A 17,462-nucleotide genomic window follows, 5' to 3' on the forward strand; every position below is an offset into this window, starting at 1 on the left:
TTGCAGGCCCCGCAGTCGCGAACAGGGACAGTCCGGTGAGCGCGCGGAGCGAGCCGGGGTTGCGGGCCCCGCAGCCGCGAACGGAGCCGGTCCGATGACCAACATCGAGCTGATCGCCGTCGTGTCCGGGGCGGCCTGCGTCGCCGGCCTGGTGCTGGCCGTGGTCGCGCTGGTCGGCACCCGGGCCCCCGCCCGTTCGGCGCCGGGGGCCGGGCGCGGGCTGCGCCGGCTCTGGCTGGGCTCGGGCGCGGGCCGCCGCGCGCAGCGGGCGCACCAGGTCCGGCTGGCGGTGGCGGTGGCGGCGGGCGCGCTGGCCTTCCTGCTCACCGGGCTGCCGGTGGTGGGGCTGATCGTGGCGGTGGCCGTACCGGGGGTGCCCTGGCTGTTCTCGGTGGGTCGAGCCGAGGAACGGGCGATCGCCCGGATCGAGGCGGTCGGCGAGTGGACCCGCCGGCTGAAGGACGTCTCCGCCACCGGGCAGGGCCTCCAACAGGCGATCATCGGCACCATCGCCACCGTCCCAGAGGAGATCCAGGAGGAGGTACGGCTGCTCGCCGCCCGCCTCCAGGCCGGCTGGACGGCCCGTACCGCGCTGCTCGCCTTCGCCGACGAGATCGGGGACCCGGTCGGCGACCAGGTGGTGGCCGCGCTGATCCTGCACCTGACCGACCGGGGCGAACGCCTCGGTGACGTGCTCGGCTCGATCGCCTCGGCCGCCGCCGCCGAGGTGGGCACCCGGCGCGAGGTGGAGGCCAAGCGCACCCAGCCCCGGTTCGCGGTCCGCTTCCTCACCGGGATGACCCTGGCCGTGCTGGCGTACGGGCTGCTGAACACCGAGTACGTCCGCCCGTACGGCACCGTGCTCGGGCAGCTGGTGATGGCGGTGCTCAGCGCGGCCTTCATCGGGCTGCTGATCTGGGTGCGGTCGATGAGCCAGCCCCCGCCGCCGGCCCGCTTCCTCCCCGCCCCCGACCCGGAGGAGGCGATCGCGTGATCGTCAACTGGCAGCTCGCGATCGCCGTGCTCGGCGGGGCCACCGTGGGGCTGGGCCTGTTCCTGGCGGTCCGGGAGGCGTTGCCGGCCGCCCCGGCGCTCGGCCCCGCGCTGCGCCGGCTGCACCAGCCCCCGGGCACCGTCGCTGCGAGCCGGGGACCGGACTGGTTGGGCGGGTTCTCCCGCTGGCTCAGCCCGCCGCACCGGCAGCTCGCGCTGATCGACAAGACCCCCGAGCAGTACGCCCTGTCGGTGCTGGTCTCCGCCCTGATCGGGCTGGCCACCCCGACCGTGCTGGGAGCGGTGCTCTTCCTCGGCGGGGTCCGCCTGCCGGTGGTCGTACCGGTGCTGGGCAGCCTCGGGATGGCGCTGGTCTGCGGGCTGCTCGCGCACCGCGCGGTGCTGGCGCGGGCGGACGCGGCGCGCGACGAGTTCCGCGCGGCCGTCTGCACCTACCTCGACCTGGTGGCGCTGCAGCTGTCGGCGGCGCACGGCCCGGTGCAGTCGCTGGAACGGGCGGCGGCGGTCTGCGACGGCTGGGTCTTCGACCGGATCCGCGAGTCGCTGCGGATCGCGCAGATGCAGATGCACTCGCCCTGGGACGAGCTCCAGGAGCTGGCCGAGCGGATCGGCATCCCGGAGTTGGGCGACGTCGGGGCGATCATGCGCTCCTCCGGCAGCGAGGGCGCGCAGGTCCACGAGACCCTGCGCAGTCGTGCCGACTCGCTGCGGGACCAGATCCGTACCGACAACCTGACCCGCGCCGAGGGGGTGACCAGCCGGCTGGACATCCCCGGTTCGCTGCTGGTCTTCGTCCTGCTCGGTTTCATGCTCTACCCGTTCGTGGCCCGCCTGTAGACCGCCACCCCGACAAGGAGCACGCCATGCAACTGATCGCACATCTGCACGTCACGCTGGCCGCACGGCTGGCGGAGCTGCGCCGCGAGGGGGATCGGGGTGACAGCCCGGTGCCGACCGCGGTGATCATCTTCGGCCTGGTCGCGGCGGCACTCGCGGTCACCGCGCTGGTGATGACGCGGGCCACCGACTGGATGGACAGCGTCCCGGCCGCGCCGTGATCCCTCCGATGAGCTGGCCGGACGCACCCCGGACCGGCCGGGCGGCCCCGACCGCCCGGCCCCGGGGCGCGTCCGGCCGTCCTCGCCCCGGGCCGGCGACCCGGCCCGGGCGCGCCGTCCCGGTACCCGGCGGGGGGCCATCGGCGCGCTGCGCGAGGAGAACGAGTTCGACCACCGTCGGGCCCGGCCACCCGATTCGGTCCGGCCACGCCGCACAGCCTGACCAGGCCACCCGGTCCGGCCGGGCCGCCCGGAACGGCGCGGCCGGTCGCGTCGTGCCGATCGCCGTGCGTGGCGTGGTGCGGGCCGTGCGGCGACGGCTCGCCGCCGGGGGTACGGACCGGGGCGCGAACCCGGTCGAGCTGGCCGTCGTCATGCCGGCGGTGCTGGTGCTGCTCTTCGCCTCGGTCCAGGTGGCCGCGTGGTTCGTCGCCCGGTCCACCGCGCTGAACGCCGCGCAGAGCGGGGTGAACGCGCAGCGGGTGCTCCAGGCGCCGGCCGGGGCGGGCGAGGCCCGGGCCACCCGGTTCCTCGGCGCGGCCGGTGACTGGCTCGTCGGCTGGGACAATCCGGGGCCGACCTGCGTCACCGGACCCACCGAGGTCACCTGCACGGTCACCGGCCGGTCCCTGTCGGTCATCCCGGGCGTCAGCTTCCGGGTCCGGCAGACCGCGCACGGCACCGTCGAACGCTGGACGAACCCGTGAGCGCCGTCGCGGACGGCCGCGCCCGGGGCTCGGTCTCCGTCGAGGTGGCCGTGCTCGCCCCGGCGTTCATCGCGCTGATCGTGCTGGCCGGGGTGACCGGGCGCACCGCGATCGCCGACGAGGCGGTGGAGGCGGCCGCGCACGACGCCGCCCGGGCCGCCTCGATCTCCCGGGACGCCGGCACCGCCCGCGACGCGGCCCGCGACGCCGTCCGCCGCCAGCTCGACTGGCGAGGCCTGAACTGCGCCGGCGCGCCCCGGATGACCTTCAGCGGCTCGGTACGTGGCCGGTCGACCAGCTTCAACGCGGCGTACCGCAGCCCGGCCGGGCAGCCGGCGAGCGTGACCGTCTCGGTGACCTGCGTGGTGTCCCACCGCGACCTGCGGCTGCCGGCGCTGCCCGGGATGCCGCTGCGCACCACCGCCTCGGCCACCTTCACCTCCCCGCTGGACCGCTACCGGAGCCGGGGATGACCGCCCGTCGGGCCGGCCGCGACGAGGGACGGGTGAGCCTGTTCCTGGCCGTCGCGATGACCGGCGTGCTCGCGGTCATCGGCGTCGCGTACGACGGCGCCGGCCAGCTCCGGTCGCTGCAACGCGCCGACAACCTCGCCGCCGAGGCGGCCCGCAGCGGCGGCCAGGCCGTCGACCGGGCCCGCGCGATCGAGGGCGGCCCGAAGGAGATCGACGAGGGCGACGCGCGGGCGGCCGTCCGCGACTACCTCTCGGCGGCGGGCGCGACCGGGCACCAGGTGAGCTTCCCCGTGATCGACGGCGAGAAGCAGATTCGGGTACGCGTCACCGTCACCTACCGCCGGCACATGCTCGGCCTCTTCGGCATGGACGACACCGTCACCGTCTCGGGTGAGGCCACTGCGCGGGCGCTCACCGGGGCACCGTAGGAAGGGAAGGCCGCCATGACCGCACCGCGTGGCTCCGCCGTTCGGCGGACCGGCCAGTTGCTCACCGGGTTCGGGTCGCTGGTCGTCCTGGTCGCGCTGCTGGTGGGCGCGCCGGTGGCGCTGCTCGCCTTCGCCGGCAATCCACTGCCCGACCAGCTACCCACCCTGTCGGAGGTCGGCACGGCGCTGACCAGCCGGGACGACGGTCGGTTGTTCCTGCGGGCGCTGGCCCTGGTCGGCTGGTTCGGCTGGGCGACGTTCGCCTTCTCCGTGCTGGTGGAGCTGGCGGCGCAGTCGACGCGGCGGCCGGCGCCCCGGCTGCCCGGGATGAGCCGGCAGCAGCGGGCCGCGGCGGCCCTGGTCGGATCGGTCGCATTGATCATCGCGGCGAGCCCGGCGGCCAGCGCGGCGGCCGCCATGACGTACCCGACGACCACGGCCACCGGGCACCCGGCGACGGTGACCGCGGCGCTGCCGCCGGCGACAGGCGTCCTCGCGGCGCCGCACGTCGGGTCGGCGCCGGAGGGTGCCGGCGCCGAGGCGGCCCGGTCGCACCCGGCCCCACCGGTCTACCGGGTGGCCAAAGGCGACTACCTGGGCGAGGTGGCGGAGCGCTACCTGGAAGACTTCGACCGCTACCGGGAGGTGGCCCGCCTCAACCGGCTGCAGGACGCCGACCGGATCCGGCCGGGGCAGCTGATCAAGCTGCCGGCGCGGGCCGAGGACGACGGCGTGCGCACGCACGCGACCGGCCGGCTGGTGGCGGACTCGTCGACGCCGCGCAAGCCGTCGCCGCATCCGCCGGCCGCGTCCCCCAAGGAGCCGCGCAGCACGCCGGTCCCCGACGAGCAGGCCGGGCCGGGTACCCCAGGCGGCCAGGTCGGACCGGGCGGGACCGACGCGACGCCCGGGCAGCCGGCGCCGCGGACGATGCCGCCGCAGGTGGAGCGGCCGGCGGGGGCACCGCCGGCGATGGCGGCCGGGGCGTCGCGGGCCACCGACGACGACGGGATGAACCGGCCACTGGCGGTCTCCGCAGTGCTCGCCGTGGCCAGCATCGTCGGCGCGCAGATCGGCGCGGTGCTCGGGCTGCGCCGCCGCCCGGCCCGGGCCGTCGCGGCCGCCCGCGCTCGCCACCGCCGCGACTGACCAGGGGTACGCGCACCGGGCGGCGCCGACGAACAGCGGGCCGGCGTGAGCTGTGGCGCTCGCGACCGGAACCGGCAGGTCCCTGGCCCGGTCCGCGGCGCCCTGCCGTGCCCGCAATCCCGTGGACCGACGGGCCGCCTGGCCCGGGTCACAGCGGTCCGGCGGGTGCCGGTGCGAGGTCAGGGCAGCTTGGTCTGGAGGATTCCGTCGACCACCCGGGTCGGCAGGATCTGCTGGTCGTTGGCGGACGGGCCGTGCACGACCTCGCCGCCGTTGAGCCGGAACGCGGAGCCGTGCCACGGGCAGACCACACAGGTGTGGCCGTCGATCTCCTGCACGTCGCCCTCGCCGAGCGGGCCGCTCTGGTGCGGGCAGCGTTCCAGCATCACGGTGACGTCGTCGCCGTGCCGGTAGAGGATCACCGACACGTCGTCCACCTCGCGCGTGATCAGCTCGCGCTGCGGCAGCGTCGCCAGGTCGGCGATGGCCTTCCATTCGTCGGTCATCCGGTGCAGCTCGGAGATGCTCTGGCTGACCTGGGCGCCCTGCTTGTACGCCAGGTGCCCGCCGATGTACGCCCCGGCGCTGGCCGCGCTCAGCCCCAGGTACGCCAGGGCCCGCCCCATGCCGTGCCGGCCGCGCATCCGGGCGGCGAGCGAGCTGGCGTAGAACACCAGCGCGACGGAGTTGGAGGCGGCGTGCACCAGTCCGACGCGGCGCTGGTCCCGAGCCAGGGCGGCCCAGTCGTTCAGCCCGGCGACGGCGGCCGGGAGGGCGCTCACCGTACCGAGCCCGACCAGGGTGGTCGCGGCCCGACGCTGACCGGGCAGCAGGTCCAGCACGGCGGCGCTGATCCACGCGCCGACCGGCACCTGCACCATCGCCGGGTGCAGCGGATGGCCCAGCCAGACGCCGTGCAGCAGGTCACGGACCCGCTGCCCGCGCAGGGTCGACTGGACGGCCCGCTGGAGCCGGTCGCCGACCGGGTCCAGCGCGGCGTTCTGCTCGATCTTGTTCATCAGCGCTCGCACCTTCCCCGACTTCCCGGCAGATGCGGTCGCAAACCGGGCGGCGGGGACGAATTCCGCCGCCCGGCCGACCTCAGCGCCAGTCGTGGGCCTCCGGGTGGAAGGTGGCGCTGCGGAACAGCCCGTCCAGGTTGCCGCCGAGCTTGCGCAGGGTGGCCTTGTCGTGCGCGGTCATCTCCACGTACAGGCCCTGGACTCCGTAGACCTGGAGGCTCGCGCCGCCGTCCAGGGAGGACGTGCGGCGGGCGGGGTGGCCGTCGATGCGGGAGGTCGGGTCGCCGATGACCCCGTCGTCGCCGGTCGTCGACTTGCGGGGCAGCATCAGTACGACCAGCGGCCAGTCCCCGTACTTCGTCCGCTTGCCGGTGCCGTAGGAGAGCTCGACGTCCCAGCGGTCGTTCGCCATCCTGCTCACCAGGTACGCCATCGGCTTCAGGCCGGCCGGGGGCGTGGCGAAGCGCACCGGGAGCCGGATCGGCCAGTCCACGGCGTAGCGGAGGTCGAGGGCGATCCGCCGGGCGACGGCGCGCGGGTCGCCGGCACTCTCGGGGATGTGCCGCACGATCACCTCGGCCCAGGCGCCCGGGGCGTACTCCCAGCGCAGCGCGGCGGACCGGGGCTCGACGGCGGCGTTGGTGTTCCAGCGGGCGGTCCGGCCGTTGACCGGCTCGGCCGGCTCCAGGCCGGCGGAGCCCGCCCGGCCGGCGGCCACGGCGAAGTCCCGGTCGATACCGAGCGTGATGTCCCGGCCGGCGGAGACGATCCGCAGTTCGGCCGCGGGCGCGTCCTTGACGGGCCGGGGTGACGTCTGCGGCGCCGAGGCGGTCAGCGCGAGCTGGTCGGTTCCGGTCCGGACGGTCCGGTCGGTCATGACGGGGGGCACCCAACCGAACTCGGCGTACTGCCGGGCGGGGTCGAAGGCGGCCGGCGCGGTCGCCGGCATCGGCGCGGCGGTCGGGGAGGGCGGGATCGCGGGGGTGACCGGCGTCGGCCGGTCCGCCCGGCCGACCAGCGCCGGGGCGGCGGCCAGGACCGCGACCACCGCGAGCCCGGCGGTGGCCGTCGCGGCGATCCGCCGCCGCCGCACCCGTCGGCGCCCGTCGCGTACGGCCCGGTGCAGGTCCACGGCGGACGGCGGGAGCGGTACGTCCCGCAGCGGCGCCAGCAGCTTCTCCTCCATCACATCCCCTCTCCGGTGATCGCGTAGGCGTCCGTGCCGAGCAGCCGGCGCAGGCTGGCCAGGCCGTGCGAGGTCTGGCTCTTGACCGTGCCGGCGGTGCAGCCGAGGGTGGCGGCCACCTCGTCCACCGGGCGGTCGTGCAGGAAGCGCAGCACCAGCACGGCCCGCTGCCGGGGCGGCACCTGGGCGAGCGCGGCGTGCAGCAACTCCCGGTCCTCCACCGCGTCGCCGGTCGGGGCGGGCGCCGGCTCGGGTGGCGTGTCGACCAGGCGGACGCGGGACCAGAGCCGGCGCTTCTCGTCGAGGAAGACCCGGACCAGCACGGTCCGCACGTACGCGTCGACGTTCTCCGCCTCGCGGGCCCGCCGCCAACCGACGTAGAGCCGGGTGACGGCGGTCTGGACCAGGTCGTCGCCGCGGTGCGCGTCCCCGGTCAGGTGACAGGCGATCCGGCGCAGCGTCGGCAGCCGTGACCTGACGTACTCGACGTACTCCTGTTCCAGGTCCGCCCGCATCCACCCACCCCGTCCGTGAACATCCACCCCGCTGACGGGGTCGGGCACCGTCCAGGTTGTACGCGGCGCAGATTTTCTCACCGGCGCGACACGCCCACAGCATATGGTGTGTTGGCTTTTTGTGACCCACTACATCTAGGATCACTTTCACTGCTGGTGCGACCCCCCGAGGGTCCGCCAGGCGTCGACGTCCGCCAGGCGTCGCGCCGAACAGGGAACCCGGTGCGAATCCGGGACTGCCCCGCAGCGGTGAGCGGGAACGACCGCCGTCACGAGCACTGGGCCCGACGGGGCCCGGGAAGCGACGGCCAGTAGGCGAACGCGCCGGACGCGTCTGCCCGCGAGTCCGAAGACCTGCCAGCAGTGCGTGCCCACCGGGCACGCGGACCACCTCGGGGCCTCGTGGGAGGGCCGTCGAGCCGTACGGAGCACCGCCGGCACACCGACCGGTGGCGATCCGGCGTGCCGTCGTGCCCTCCCACGGTCCACACCGACCACCCAGGAGAGCACGTGACGGCGTCATCCACCATCGCCCCACCCCCGGTCGGGGCACTGCGGGACCTGCTGCACCAGCACCACCACGACCTGCCCGACACCGACCCGGAGCGGATCCTCGCCCTGGTCGAGTCGGGGCGCACCGCCGGCGCGGACCCCGACGAGCTGACCCGGCTGGCCATCGCGGCGGCGGCCGGGCTCACCGCCGAGGAGCCCGGCTACGCCCGGCTGGCCGCCCGCCTGCTCGCCGGGCGGATCGCCGACGAGACCACCGGCCAGGGCATCGACAGCTTCAGCGACAGCGTCGCCGCCGCGTACGCCGAGGGCCTGCTGGACCCGGGCTTCGCCGGCTTCGTCGCGACGCACGCCGCCGCCCTCGACGCCCTGGTCGACCACGCCGGCGACGACGCGTTCGAGTACTTCGGACTGCGCACCCTGCACGACCGCTACCTGCTGCGCCACCCGCGCAGCCGGGCGGTGCTGGAACGGCCGCAGCACTTCTGGCTGCGGGTGGCTGCCGGCCTGTCCGACACCGTGGAGCAGGCCGGCGAGCTGTACCGGCTGATGTCCCGGCTGGCCTACCTGCCCAGCTCGCCGACGCTGTTCAACGCCGGCGCCCGGCACCAGCAGCTCTCCTCCTGCTTCCTGGTCGACTCGCCCCGCGACGAGCTGGACTCGATCTACGAGCGCTACACGCAGGTGGCGAGGCTGTCCAAGTTCGCCGGTGGGATCGGCGTCTCGTGGTCCCGGGTGCGCTCGCGGGGGTCGCTGATCCGGGGCACCAACGGCCGCTCCAACGGCATCGTGCCCTGGCTGCGCACCCTCGACGCCAGCGTCGCGGCGGTCAACCAGGGCGGCCGGCGCAAGGGCGCGGCCTGCGTCTACCTGGACACCTGGCACGCCGACATCGAGGAGTTCCTGGAGCTGAAGGACAACACCGGCGACGAGGCCCGGCGTACGCACAACCTCAACCTGGCCAACTGGGTGCCGGACGAGTTCATGCGCCGGGTCGAGGCGGACGCCGACTGGTCGCTGTTCGACCCGAAGGAGGTGCCGGAGCTGGTCGACCTGTGGGGCGCGGAGTTCGACGCCGCGTACCGGGCGGCGGAGGCCGCCGGCAAGGCGGTACGGACGCTGCCGGCCCGCACCCTGTACGGCCGGATGATGCGCACCCTGGCGCAGACCGGCAACGGCTGGATGACGTTCAAGGACGCGGCGAACCGCACCTGCAACCAGGTCGGCGCGGGCGGCGGCGTGGTGCACCACTCCAACCTGTGCACCGAGATCCTGGAGGTGACCAGCGACGACGAGACGGCGGTCTGCACGCTCGGCTCGGTCAACCTGGCCGCCCACCTCGTCGACGGTGGCGTGGACTTCGCCACGCTCGCCACGACGGTCCGGCTGGCGGTGGGGGCGCTGGACCGGGCGATCGACCGGAACTGGTTCCCCACCGAGCAGGCGGCCACCGCGCACCGGCGGTGGCGGCCGCTGGGGCTGGGCGTGATGGGGCTGGCCGACGTCTTCGCCGCGCTGCGACTGCCGTTCGACTCGCCGGAGGCGCTGGCCCTGTCCACCCGGATCGCCGAGGAGATCGCCCTGGCCGCGTACGACGCCTCCGCCGACCTGGCGGCGGAGCGCGGCGCGCACCCGGCGTACCCGCTGACCCGGGCCGCCGGCGGGGTGCTGCACCCGGACCACTGGCCGGACGCCCGGCCGACCCGGCCGGAGGCGTGGGCGGCGCTGCGGGAGAAGGTGGCCCGGCACGGGCTGCGCAACTCGCTGCTGGTGGCGATCGCGCCGACGGCCACCATCGCCTCGATCGCCGGCTGCGCCGAGTGCGTCGAGCCGCTGGTCTCCAACGTCTTCAAGCGGGAGACCCTTTCCGGGGAGTTCCTCCAGGTCAACCGGCACCTGGTCGCCGACCTGAAGCGGCTGGGCCGGTGGACCCCGCAGACCCGGGACGCGATCAAGCGGGCGGACGGCTCGGTGCAGGGGCTGGACCTGCCGGCGGAGCTGAAGGCGCTGCACCGCACCGCGTGGGAGCTGCCGCAGAAGGCGCTGATCGACCTGGCCGCCGCCCGCGCCCCGTACGTGGACCAGTCGCAGTCGCTCAACCTGTTCCAGGCCAGCCCGACCATCGGCCGGCTCTCGTCCATGTACGCGTACGCCTGGCGGGCCGGCCTGAAGACCACCTACTACCTGCGGTCCCGCCCGGCGACCCGGATCGCCCAGACCACGGTCGCCGCCGCGCCGGCCGCCGCCCCCGTGCCCTCGCCGCGACCGGCGGCACCGGCCCTGCTCACCCTGTCCGTCGGCGAGAGCGACGCGGTCGCCTGCTCGCTGGAGAACCCCGAGATCTGCGAGGCCTGCCAGTGACGATGCTGCTCGACCCCGGCATGGACCTGACCCTGCGACCGATGCGCTACCCGGACTTCTACGAGCGGTTCCGAGCCGCCATCCGCAACACCTGGACGGTGGAGGAGGTGGACCTGGCCTCCGACGTACCCGATCTGGCCACGCTCTCCGCCGGCGAGCGGCACCTGGTCCACCGCCTGGTGGCGTTCTTCGCCACCGGCGACTCGATCGTGGCGAACAACCTGGTGCTCAACCTCTACCAGCACGTCAACGCGCCCGAGGCCCGCCTCTACCTCTCCCGGCAGCTCTACGAGGAGGCGGTGCACGTCCAGTTCTACCTGACCCTGCTCGACACCTACCTGCCCGACCACGACGAGCGGGCCAAGGCGTTCGCGGCGGTCGAGCACATCCCGTCGATCCGCGACAAGGCGGAGTTCTGCTTCCGCTGGATCGACTCGATCGGCGGCCTGCAGCGGCTGGAGAGCCGGGCGGAGCGGCGGGCGTTCCTGCTCAACCTGATCTGCTTCGCGGCGTGCGTGGAGGGGCTGTTCTTCTACGGCGCCTTCGCCTACGTCTACTGGCTGCGCTCGCGCGGGCTGCTCTCGGGGCTGGCCACCGGCACCAACTGGGTGTTCCGCGACGAGTCGATGCACATGGAGTTCGCCTTCTCGGTGGTCGACACCGTCCGCGCCGAGGAGCCGTCGCTGTTCGACGAGGCGATGGCGGATGAGGTGCGGACCATGCTGGACGAGGCGGTGACGGCCGAGCTGGCCTTCGCCCGGGACCTCTGCGGGGACGGCCTGCCGGGCATGAACACCGCCGACATGCGCCGCTACCTGGAGTACGTGGCGGACGCGCGGCTCGCCCGGCTCGGCCTGCCGCCCGCGTACGGGTCGACGAACCCGTTCCCGTTCATGGAGTTGCAGGACGTGCAGGAGCTGACCAACTTCTTCGAGCGGCGGGTGTCCGCGTACCAGGTGGCGGTCGGCGGTGAGGTCAGCCTGGACGACGACTTCTGAGGGCGCATAGCCTCGGCCCATGCCTGTCCACCGGCTCGATCGGGTCGACGCCCGGCGGATCGCGGTGCGCGCCCAACTGCTGGACGCGCACCGCCCGCCGGACCTGCTGACCGTGGTCAACAGGTTGACCTTCCTGCAACTGGATCCGACGGCCGCCGTGGCGCCCAGCGCCGACCTCGTCGCCTGGACGCGGCTGGGCGCCGGGTACCGGCCGGACCACCTGCGCCAGGCGGTGGAGCGGGACCGCACCATGTTCGAGCACCAGGCCATGGTGTGGCCGACGGCGGACCTGGGGCTGCACCTCGCCGAGATGGCGGCGTGGCCGCCGGAGGGCTCGCGCAAGCACGACTGGCTGGCGGCGAACGCCACGTTCCACCGGTTCGTGCTCGACCTGCTGCGCGACTCCGGCCCGCTGCTCTCCCGGGACGTGCCGGACCGCAGCGTGGTGCCGTGGCCGTCGACCGGCTGGACGAACAACCGCAACGTCACCCAGCTGCTGGAGATCCTCGCCGCCCGGGGCGAGATCGCCGTCTTCGACCGGGTCGGCCGGCAACGCCGGTGGGACCTGGCCGAACGGGTCTACCCGGCCGGCACGACGGCCGTCCCGGCGGACGAGGCCCGGCGGACGCGCGACGAGCGGCGGTTGCGCTCGCTGGGCATCGCCCGGGCGTCGGTCGTCGGGGAGGCCGGTGAACCGGCACAGGTCGAGGGCACCGCCGGCGGGTGGCGGGTGGACCCGGCGGCCCTCGGCCAGCCGTTCGCCGGCCGTACCGCGCTGCTGTCGCCGTTCGACCGGCTGGTCCACGACCGGAAGCGGGCCCGGGAGCTCTTCGACTTCGAGTACGTCCTGGAGATGTACCTGCCGCAGGCGAAGCGCCGCTGGGGCTACTTCGCACTGCCCGTGCTGCACCACGACCGACTCGTCGGCAAGGTGGACGCCACGGCCGACCACCGGGCCGGGGTCCTGCGGGTGCACGCCGTCCACCAGGACGTCCCGTTCGACCCCGCCGTCACCGCGGCGGTGGACGCCGAGCTGGCGGCGCTGGCGGACTGGCTCGGCCTGCCCACGGTCAGCGTGGCGTGAAGAGTTGTCGTCGCTGGGACGACCACAACTCTTCACACAGTTCGCGACGGGTCAGTGGCCGCCCGCCCACCGGTCGGTGTGCAGGGCCTCGGCCAGTGGGCGCTTCTGCCGCCAGCCGTGCCGGGCCAGGTCGGGCACCTCCTCCAGGTGCGTCACCGGCCCGACGCAGAGCCAGGCCACCGGCCGGATGCCGGTGGGAATACCCAGCAGGTCGGCCAGGAACGGCTCCCGGTAGAAGGAGACCCAGCCGACGCCGAGGCCCTCGGCGGTGGCGGCCAGCCAGAGGTTCTGGATGGCCAGGCAGACCGAGTAGAGGCCGGCGTCGGCGATGGCGTGCCGGCCCAGCACGGCCGGGCCACCCCGCGACGGGTCGTAGGTCACCACGATCGACAGGGTCGACTCCAACACACCGTCGATCTTGATGCGGGCGAACCGTGCCGCCGCCTCGCCGGAGAGGGTGGCTGCGAAGGTGTCCCGCTCCGTCCGGACGTGCTCGTGGAAGCGGCGGCGCAGCCCGGCGTCCCGGACCAGGACGAAGTCCCACGGCTGTGAGTAGCCGACGCTGGGCGCGGCGTGCGCGGCGTCGAGGACGCGGTGCAAGGTGTCGTCCGGCACCGGCGCCCCGGTGAACTCGGCCCGGACGTCCCGGCGACGGTGGATGGCGGTGTAGAGGTCCACGGCAGGCTCCCGCTGCGCAAGGCCCACCCCGGACGGGTGGGCGGTCGACGCGAGGCCGGTCTTCGGACTCCCGGATCGACGCCTGGCCGCCCGCCTTCCCAGCCGTACGGCCAGTGGCTGCGCTCTCGCGCGTGGACGGTGGCTCCCCGGTCACCGCGGCGGGCCCGTGCCGGATTTCCACCGGCTTCCCGATTCTCCCCGCGCACGCGGGGCACCTCGCATGATCGTTGCCGTCGGCGATGCTAGCTGCCCGGCACGGCGGAACGGGCATGCGCACCCGGGCTGCCGCGTCCTGAAGTGACGGGCTCCCGGGTCGATCCGACCTCCGGGAAGACACACCACCACGGGGAACCACCATGACGAACCACCCTGCCCGCGTCGTCCGTACCGTCCTGAGCCTGGTCGTCGCCGCCGGAGTGGCGGCCGGCTGCCAGCCGACGGAACAGGAGAAGACTCCGGCCGCCGCCTCGTCGCCGACCGGCGCGCCCAGCCCGACGGTCGACGTCGCCGCGAACAGCAAGCAGGTCTGCGACGCCGCGCTCGCGGTCGCCAAGGAGCACTTCGTCGGGATGGCGGACGACGCCATCGCGGCCATCGACAAGCCGGTCAGCGCCAAGGAGGCCGGCGAGAAGGTCCGCGCCCACTACACGGCGATGGCGGAGGGGCTGCGCAAGGAGGCCGCCCGGGCCGCCGACCCGCAGGTGCGCACCGCGGTGGAGAACCTGGCCGGCGCGATCGAGAAGCGGCTGACCGGCCCGAACGCCACCAAGGTCGAGGCGCCGGACCTGGACCCGACCCTGAAGGCGCTCGACACCGCCTGCGGCCACTGACAGATCGGGCGCCGGCACGCCCTGGCGTGCCGGCGCCGCCGGGCGGCATGCTGTGCCGATGGCCGTACACGTCACGCACGACGGACCGGTGACCACGGTGATCCTCGACCGGGCGGCGTCGCGCAACGCCGTCGACGGTCCGACCGCGCGGGCGCTCGCCGACGCGTTCCGCGCCTTCGAGGCCGACCCGGAGGCCCGGGTCGCGGTGCTCTGGGGCGCCGGCGGCACGTTCTGCTCCGGCGCCGATCTCAAGGCGATCGGCACGCCCAGCGGCAACCGGGTCGAGCCGGACGGCGACGGGCCGATGGGTCCGACCCGGATGTCGCTGTCCAAGCCGGTCGTCGCCGCGATCTCCGGGTACGCCGTGGCCGGCGGCCTGGAGCTGGCGCTCTGGTGCGACCTGCGGGTCGCCGAGTCCGACGCGGTGCTCGGGGTGTTCTGCCGGCGCTGGGGCGTACCGCTGATCGACGGCGGGACGGTCCGGCTGCCGAGGTTGATCGGGGAGAGCCGGGCGATGGACCTGATCCTCACCGGCCGCCCGGTGCCCGCCGAGGAGGCGTACGCGATGGGCTTGGTCAACCGACTGGTCCCGCCGGGTGAGGCGCGGGCGGAGGCCGAGCGGTTGGCCGCCGAGATCGCCCGCCACCCGCAGACCTGCCTGCGCAACGATCGCGCGTCGGTGCTCGCCACCGCCGGCCTGACCGAGCCGGAGGCGCTCGCCACCGAACTGGCGTACGGGGTGCGGTCGCTGGACACGGACGCGGCGGCCGGCGCGGCCCGGTTCGCCGCCGGTGCCGGCCGCCACGGCACCGTCAGCTGAGGTCGCGCAGGGCGTCCTCGATCGCCCGGTGGAACGTCGGGTACGCGTAGATCATGTGCCGGAGGTGGCTCAACGGCACCGCCGCGTGCACCGCCACCACCAGCGCCGACAGCACCTCGCCGCCGGCCGGGCCGACCGAGGTCGCGCCGACCAGCACGCCCTGGTCGGCGTCCGCGACGAGCTTGATGAAGCCCTCGTTGCCGGCCTTGTGGATCCATCCCCGGGCGGACGACGACAGCTGGGCGAAGCCGACCTGCACGTTGATGCCGCGCTGGCGGGCCTGGTGCTCGGTGAGGCCGACCGCACCGACCTCCGGATCGGTGAAGGTGACCCGGGGCAGCGCCCGGTAGTCGGCGCGGGGCAGGGTACCGGCGGCACCGCTCGGGCCGGTCGCGGTCATCGCGCCGCCGACCGCGCTGGCCGCGCCCATCGCACCGCCCACCACGCTGGCCGTCCCGCTCGGGTCGGGGCCACTGTCGGCGTGCCGGCTGCGGTCGAGCACGTCGGCGATGACGATCGCCGCCTGGTACATCGCGATGTGGGTGAAGGCCCCCTCACCGGTGACGTCGCCGACCGCCCAGACACCGTCGGTCACCCGCATCTGCCCGTCGACCGGCAGGTAGCGCTGGCCGGGGTCCACGCCGATCGTGTCCAGGCCCAGTTCCTCCAGGTGCGCCCGGCGCCCGGTGACCACCAGCAGCCGCTCCGCGTGGAACGCGTCGTCGCCGGCGTGCACGGTGAAGGTGGCACCGTCGTGGCTGACCCGGTCCGCCTTGACGCCGGTGCGGATCTCCACCCCGTCGGCGCGCAGCGCCTTCTCGGCCACCTCGGAGGACTCGGGCTCCTCGACGGCGAGGACCCGGTCCGCCGCCTCGACCACCGTCACCCGGACGCCGAACCGGGCGAACACCTGCGCCAGCTCCAGCCCGATCGCGCCGCCGCCGAGCACCAGCAGCGATTCGGGCAGCTCCTCGACCTCGATCGCCTGGTGGTTCGTCCAGTACGGCGTGTCGGCCAGCCCCTCGATCGGCGGCACGGAGGGCCGGGTGCCGGTGCCGAACACGATCCCGTGCCGGGCCTGGATGACCTGGTCACCGACGCGTACCCGGCCGGGGCCGTCGAGCCGGGCGCTGCCGCGCAGGAACCGCCCACCTTTGCCGGTGAACCGGTCGACCGCCACCGTGTCGTCCCAGGTGTCGGTGGCCTCCTCGCGGATCCGCTTGGCCACCGGCGCCCAGTCCGGCTGGACCTGGGCCGAACCGGCCAGCTCGTTGACCCGCCGCGCCTCGGCGAGCGCGTTCGCCGCCCTGATCATCATCTTGCTGGGGATGCACCCCCAGTACGGGCACTCCCCGCCGACCAGGTCCCGTTCGATGCCGACGACGCTCAGGCCGGCCTCGGCGAGCCGCCCGGCCACCTCCTCGCCGCCGACGCCCAGCCCGACCACGACCACGTCCACCACTTCCGGCTCCGCCATGCCGTCAGCATTCCCCAGCCACCGGACGCCGGCCAGCGACCCCGCCAGAATTCCCGCGCCCGTAATCATTCCTACCGCCTACGGTGGCCGCATGCCCGATCGCTTCGCCCCCGTCCGCGACTGCTTCCACGATCTGCTCGCCACCGGCCGGGAGACCGGCGCCGGCCTGACCATCTGGTACGACGGCCACCCGGTGGTCGACCTGGGTGCCGACAGCCGCGGGGCGTGGCGGCCGGACACGCTGGTGAACGTCTACTCGGTCGGCAAGCCGGTCGCGGCGCTCTGCCTGCTGCTGCTCGTCGACCGGGGTCGGCTCGACCTGGACGACCCGGTGGCTACCCACTGGCCGGGGTTCCGCACCCCCGCCACGGTCCGCCAGGTGCTGAACCACACCGCCGGCCTACCGACCTTCCCGGTGGCCCGGCCGGCCGAGGCGGTCGCCGACTGGGAGCTGCTCTGCGCCGACCTGGCCGCCGCCGAACCGGTGTGGGAGCCGGGCAGCGTCGCGGGCGAGCACGCCTGGACGTACGGGCACCTGGTGGGCGAGCTGGTCCGCCGGGTCGACGGGCGGTCGGTGGGGCGGTTCCTGGCCGAGGAGATCGCCGACCCGTGGCGCCTCGACCTGGGTTTCGGCCTCGGGGCGGCAGACCAGCGGCGGTGCGTGGACCTGTCGTACGGCGATCCGGCCTGGCCGGTGCGGATGCTGGGTGAGCCGGGGTCGCTGCGGGCCCGGGCGCTGGACAACCCACCCGGCGGCCTCGACCTGGCGATGGTCAACAGCCCGCTCTGGCGGGGCGCGCAGGTCCCGGCGGTCAACCTGCACGCCACGGCGTCCGCGCTGGCCCGGCTCTACGCGGGCCTGGCCGCCGGCGGCACCCTCGACGGGGTCCGCCTGTTCAGCCCCGAGCTGGTCGCCGAGGCCACCCGGGTCCAGTACGACGGCCCCGACCTGGTGCTCGATCGCCGGGCCTGCTGGACGCTGGGGATGCAGCGCGAGCCGGACGGGAGCTGGGGCATGGGCGGAATCGGCGGCAGCAGCGCCTGGGCCGACCCCGAGCGGGGCTACGTCTTCGCCTACGCCACCACCCACCTGGCCGACCACGACCGGGTGGACGAACTGGTCGAGGTGCTGCACTCCTGCCTCTAGTCCGG

General features: G+C 74.7%; 18 protein-coding genes and 2 riboswitches. Of the genes, 13 read left to right on the top strand and 5 right to left on the bottom strand.

All coding sequences use genetic code 11. The features are described 5' to 3' along the window. Window positions 1–94 precede the first annotated feature (94 nt). From FHX75_RS15370 to FHX75_RS15400, 7 genes are all read left to right on the top strand, one after another. On the top strand, window positions 95–994 hold the full coding sequence (locus tag FHX75_RS15370) for a type II secretion system F family protein (RefSeq protein ID WP_154940581.1): 900 nt from the start codon (window positions 95–97) through the stop codon (window positions 992–994). Further along, window positions 994–1,851, top strand: coding sequence for a type II secretion system F family protein (locus tag FHX75_RS15375; protein ID WP_154941981.1), 858 nt, complete (start codon window positions 994–996; stop codon window positions 1,849–1,851). Before FHX75_RS15370 ends, FHX75_RS15375 begins: the two co-directional genes overlap by 1 nt. A 26-nt stretch (window positions 1,852–1,877) precedes the next feature. Beyond that, a complete protein-coding gene (locus tag FHX75_RS15380; protein WP_154940583.1) occupies window positions 1,878–2,072 on the top strand; it encodes a hypothetical protein in 195 nt (64 codons plus the stop codon). 281 nt (window positions 2,073–2,353) lie between these two features. Continuing rightward, window positions 2,354–2,779 carry a TadE/TadG family type IV pilus assembly protein gene (locus FHX75_RS15385; RefSeq protein WP_154941982.1) on the top strand — a complete coding sequence of 142 codons (426 nt, stop codon included), beginning with the start codon at window positions 2,354–2,356 and terminating at the stop codon, window positions 2,777–2,779. Continuing rightward, window positions 2,776–3,252 carry a TadE/TadG family type IV pilus assembly protein gene (locus tag FHX75_RS15390; protein ID WP_154940585.1) on the top strand — a complete coding sequence of 159 codons (477 nt, stop codon included), beginning with the start codon at window positions 2,776–2,778 and terminating at the stop codon, window positions 3,250–3,252. Before FHX75_RS15385 ends, FHX75_RS15390 begins: the two co-directional genes overlap by 4 nt. Beyond that, on the top strand, window positions 3,249–3,680 hold the full coding sequence (locus FHX75_RS15395) for a hypothetical protein (RefSeq protein ID WP_154940587.1): 432 nt from the start codon (window positions 3,249–3,251) through the stop codon (window positions 3,678–3,680). The genes FHX75_RS15390 and FHX75_RS15395 overlap by 4 nt, the downstream gene beginning before the upstream one ends. Before the next feature lie 15 nt (window positions 3,681–3,695). Next, window positions 3,696–4,829 carry a LysM peptidoglycan-binding domain-containing protein gene (locus FHX75_RS15400; protein WP_154940589.1) on the top strand — a complete coding sequence of 378 codons (1,134 nt, stop codon included), beginning with the start codon at window positions 3,696–3,698 and terminating at the stop codon, window positions 4,827–4,829. Between the two features lie 179 nt (window positions 4,830–5,008). Here FHX75_RS15400 and FHX75_RS15405 read toward each other — a convergent pair whose 3' ends face one another. The 3 genes from FHX75_RS15405 to FHX75_RS15415 form a co-directional block, all read right to left on the bottom strand. Beyond that, a complete protein-coding gene (locus FHX75_RS15405) occupies window positions 5,009–5,848 on the bottom strand; it encodes a Rieske (2Fe-2S) protein (RefSeq protein ID WP_246158088.1) in 840 nt (279 codons plus the stop codon). Window positions 5,849–5,930: 82 nt separating this feature from the next. Beyond that, entirely contained in the window at window positions 5,931–7,037 is a 1,107-nt protein-coding gene (locus FHX75_RS15410) for a hypothetical protein (protein WP_154940593.1), read from the bottom strand. Then, the gene (locus FHX75_RS15415; protein ID WP_154940595.1) at window positions 7,037–7,552 is read right to left on the bottom strand and encodes a SigE family RNA polymerase sigma factor; all 516 of its coding nucleotides are present in this window, start codon (window positions 7,550–7,552) and stop codon (window positions 7,037–7,039) included. Before FHX75_RS15415 ends, FHX75_RS15410 begins: the two co-directional genes overlap by 1 nt. Before the next feature lie 179 nt (window positions 7,553–7,731). Further along, window positions 7,732–7,928: riboswitch (cobalamin riboswitch) on the top strand. A 152-nt stretch (window positions 7,929–8,080) separates the two neighbouring features. Here FHX75_RS15415 and FHX75_RS15420 point away from each other — a divergent pair. Genes FHX75_RS15420 through FHX75_RS15430 form a run of 3 tightly spaced genes read left to right on the top strand, consistent with a single transcriptional unit; the run spans window position 8,081 to window position 12,505 of the window. Continuing rightward, window positions 8,081–10,423 (top strand): ribonucleoside-diphosphate reductase subunit alpha, encoded by a 2,343-nt coding sequence (locus tag FHX75_RS15420; RefSeq protein ID WP_425463514.1) that lies wholly within the window; start codon window positions 8,081–8,083, stop codon window positions 10,421–10,423. A gap of 2 nt (window positions 10,424–10,425) precedes the next feature. Next, a complete protein-coding gene (locus FHX75_RS15425; RefSeq protein WP_154941983.1) occupies window positions 10,426–11,421 on the top strand; it encodes a ribonucleotide-diphosphate reductase subunit beta in 996 nt (331 codons plus the stop codon). A 19-nt stretch (window positions 11,422–11,440) separates the two neighbouring features. Further along, window positions 11,441–12,505: a DNA glycosylase AlkZ-like family protein gene (locus tag FHX75_RS15430; protein WP_154940599.1), complete on the top strand. Its 1,065-nt coding sequence runs from the start codon at window positions 11,441–11,443 to the stop codon at window positions 12,503–12,505. A 51-nt stretch (window positions 12,506–12,556) separates the two neighbouring features. Here FHX75_RS15430 and bluB read toward each other — a convergent pair whose 3' ends face one another. Continuing rightward, window positions 12,557–13,183, bottom strand: a complete 627-nt coding sequence (gene bluB, locus FHX75_RS15435) for a 5,6-dimethylbenzimidazole synthase (RefSeq protein ID WP_154940601.1) — start codon at window positions 13,181–13,183, stop codon at window positions 12,557–12,559. A 36-nt stretch (window positions 13,184–13,219) separates the two neighbouring features. Next, a riboswitch (cobalamin riboswitch) is annotated at window positions 13,220–13,417 on the bottom strand. Between the two features lie 122 nt (window positions 13,418–13,539). On the opposite strand from bluB, the gene FHX75_RS15440 reads away from it, so the two are divergent. Both FHX75_RS15440 and FHX75_RS15445 read left to right on the top strand, forming a co-directional pair. Continuing rightward, the gene (locus tag FHX75_RS15440) at window positions 13,540–14,013 is read left to right on the top strand and encodes a hypothetical protein (RefSeq protein WP_154940603.1); all 474 of its coding nucleotides are present in this window, start codon (window positions 13,540–13,542) and stop codon (window positions 14,011–14,013) included. A gap of 58 nt (window positions 14,014–14,071) precedes the next feature. Next, complete coding sequence (locus tag FHX75_RS15445; protein WP_154940606.1) at window positions 14,072–14,833, top strand: crotonase/enoyl-CoA hydratase family protein; 762 nt, start codon at window positions 14,072–14,074, stop codon at window positions 14,831–14,833. On the opposite strand, the gene FHX75_RS15450 is transcribed toward FHX75_RS15445, so the two are convergent. Continuing rightward, window positions 14,826–16,310: a dihydrolipoyl dehydrogenase family protein gene (locus FHX75_RS15450; RefSeq protein WP_154940608.1), complete on the bottom strand. Its 1,485-nt coding sequence runs from the start codon at window positions 16,308–16,310 to the stop codon at window positions 14,826–14,828. The genes FHX75_RS15445 and FHX75_RS15450 overlap by 8 nt on opposite strands. Before the next feature lie 91 nt (window positions 16,311–16,401). On the opposite strand from FHX75_RS15450, the gene FHX75_RS15455 reads away from it, so the two are divergent. Beyond that, on the top strand, window positions 16,402–17,457 hold the full coding sequence (locus FHX75_RS15455; RefSeq protein WP_154940610.1) for a serine hydrolase domain-containing protein: 1,056 nt from the start codon (window positions 16,402–16,404) through the stop codon (window positions 17,455–17,457). Window positions 17,458–17,462 lie beyond the last annotated feature (5 nt).

This window comes from Micromonospora palomenae, from assembly GCF_007829925.1.
GTDB lineage: Bacteria > Actinomycetota > Actinomycetes > Mycobacteriales > Micromonosporaceae > Micromonospora > Micromonospora purpureochromogenes.

Excerpts from the sequence above, each read along its gene's own strand:
- FHX75_RS15400 (WP_154940589.1), top strand. The coding sequence starts at position 3,696 with ATGACCGCACCGCGTGGCTCCGCCGTTCGGCGGACCGGCCAGTTGCTC.
- FHX75_RS15370 (WP_154940581.1), top strand. The coding sequence starts at position 95 with ATGACCAACATCGAGCTGATCGCCGTCGTGTCCGGGGCGGCCTGCGTC.
- FHX75_RS15455 (WP_154940610.1), top strand. The coding sequence starts at position 16,402 with ATGCCCGATCGCTTCGCCCCCGTCCGCGACTGCTTCCACGATCTGCTC.
- FHX75_RS15440 (WP_154940603.1), top strand. The coding sequence starts at position 13,540 with ATGACGAACCACCCTGCCCGCGTCGTCCGTACCGTCCTGAGCCTGGTC.
- FHX75_RS15425 (WP_154941983.1), top strand. The coding sequence starts at position 10,426 with ATGCTGCTCGACCCCGGCATGGACCTGACCCTGCGACCGATGCGCTAC.
- FHX75_RS15415 (WP_154940595.1), bottom strand. The coding sequence starts at position 7,552 with ATGCGGGCGGACCTGGAACAGGAGTACGTCGAGTACGTCAGGTCACGG.
- FHX75_RS15380 (WP_154940583.1), top strand. The coding sequence starts at position 1,878 with ATGCAACTGATCGCACATCTGCACGTCACGCTGGCCGCACGGCTGGCG.
- FHX75_RS15395 (WP_154940587.1), top strand. The coding sequence starts at position 3,249 with ATGACCGCCCGTCGGGCCGGCCGCGACGAGGGACGGGTGAGCCTGTTC.
- FHX75_RS15405 (WP_246158088.1), bottom strand. The coding sequence starts at position 5,848 with ATGAACAAGATCGAGCAGAACGCCGCGCTGGACCCGGTCGGCGACCGG.
- FHX75_RS15445 (WP_154940606.1), top strand. The coding sequence starts at position 14,072 with ATGGCCGTACACGTCACGCACGACGGACCGGTGACCACGGTGATCCTC.
- FHX75_RS15410 (WP_154940593.1), bottom strand. The coding sequence starts at position 7,037 with ATGGAGGAGAAGCTGCTGGCGCCGCTGCGGGACGTACCGCTCCCGCCG.
- FHX75_RS15450 (WP_154940608.1), bottom strand. The coding sequence starts at position 16,310 with ATGGCGGAGCCGGAAGTGGTGGACGTGGTCGTGGTCGGGCTGGGCGTC.
- FHX75_RS15430 (WP_154940599.1), top strand. The coding sequence starts at position 11,441 with ATGCCTGTCCACCGGCTCGATCGGGTCGACGCCCGGCGGATCGCGGTG.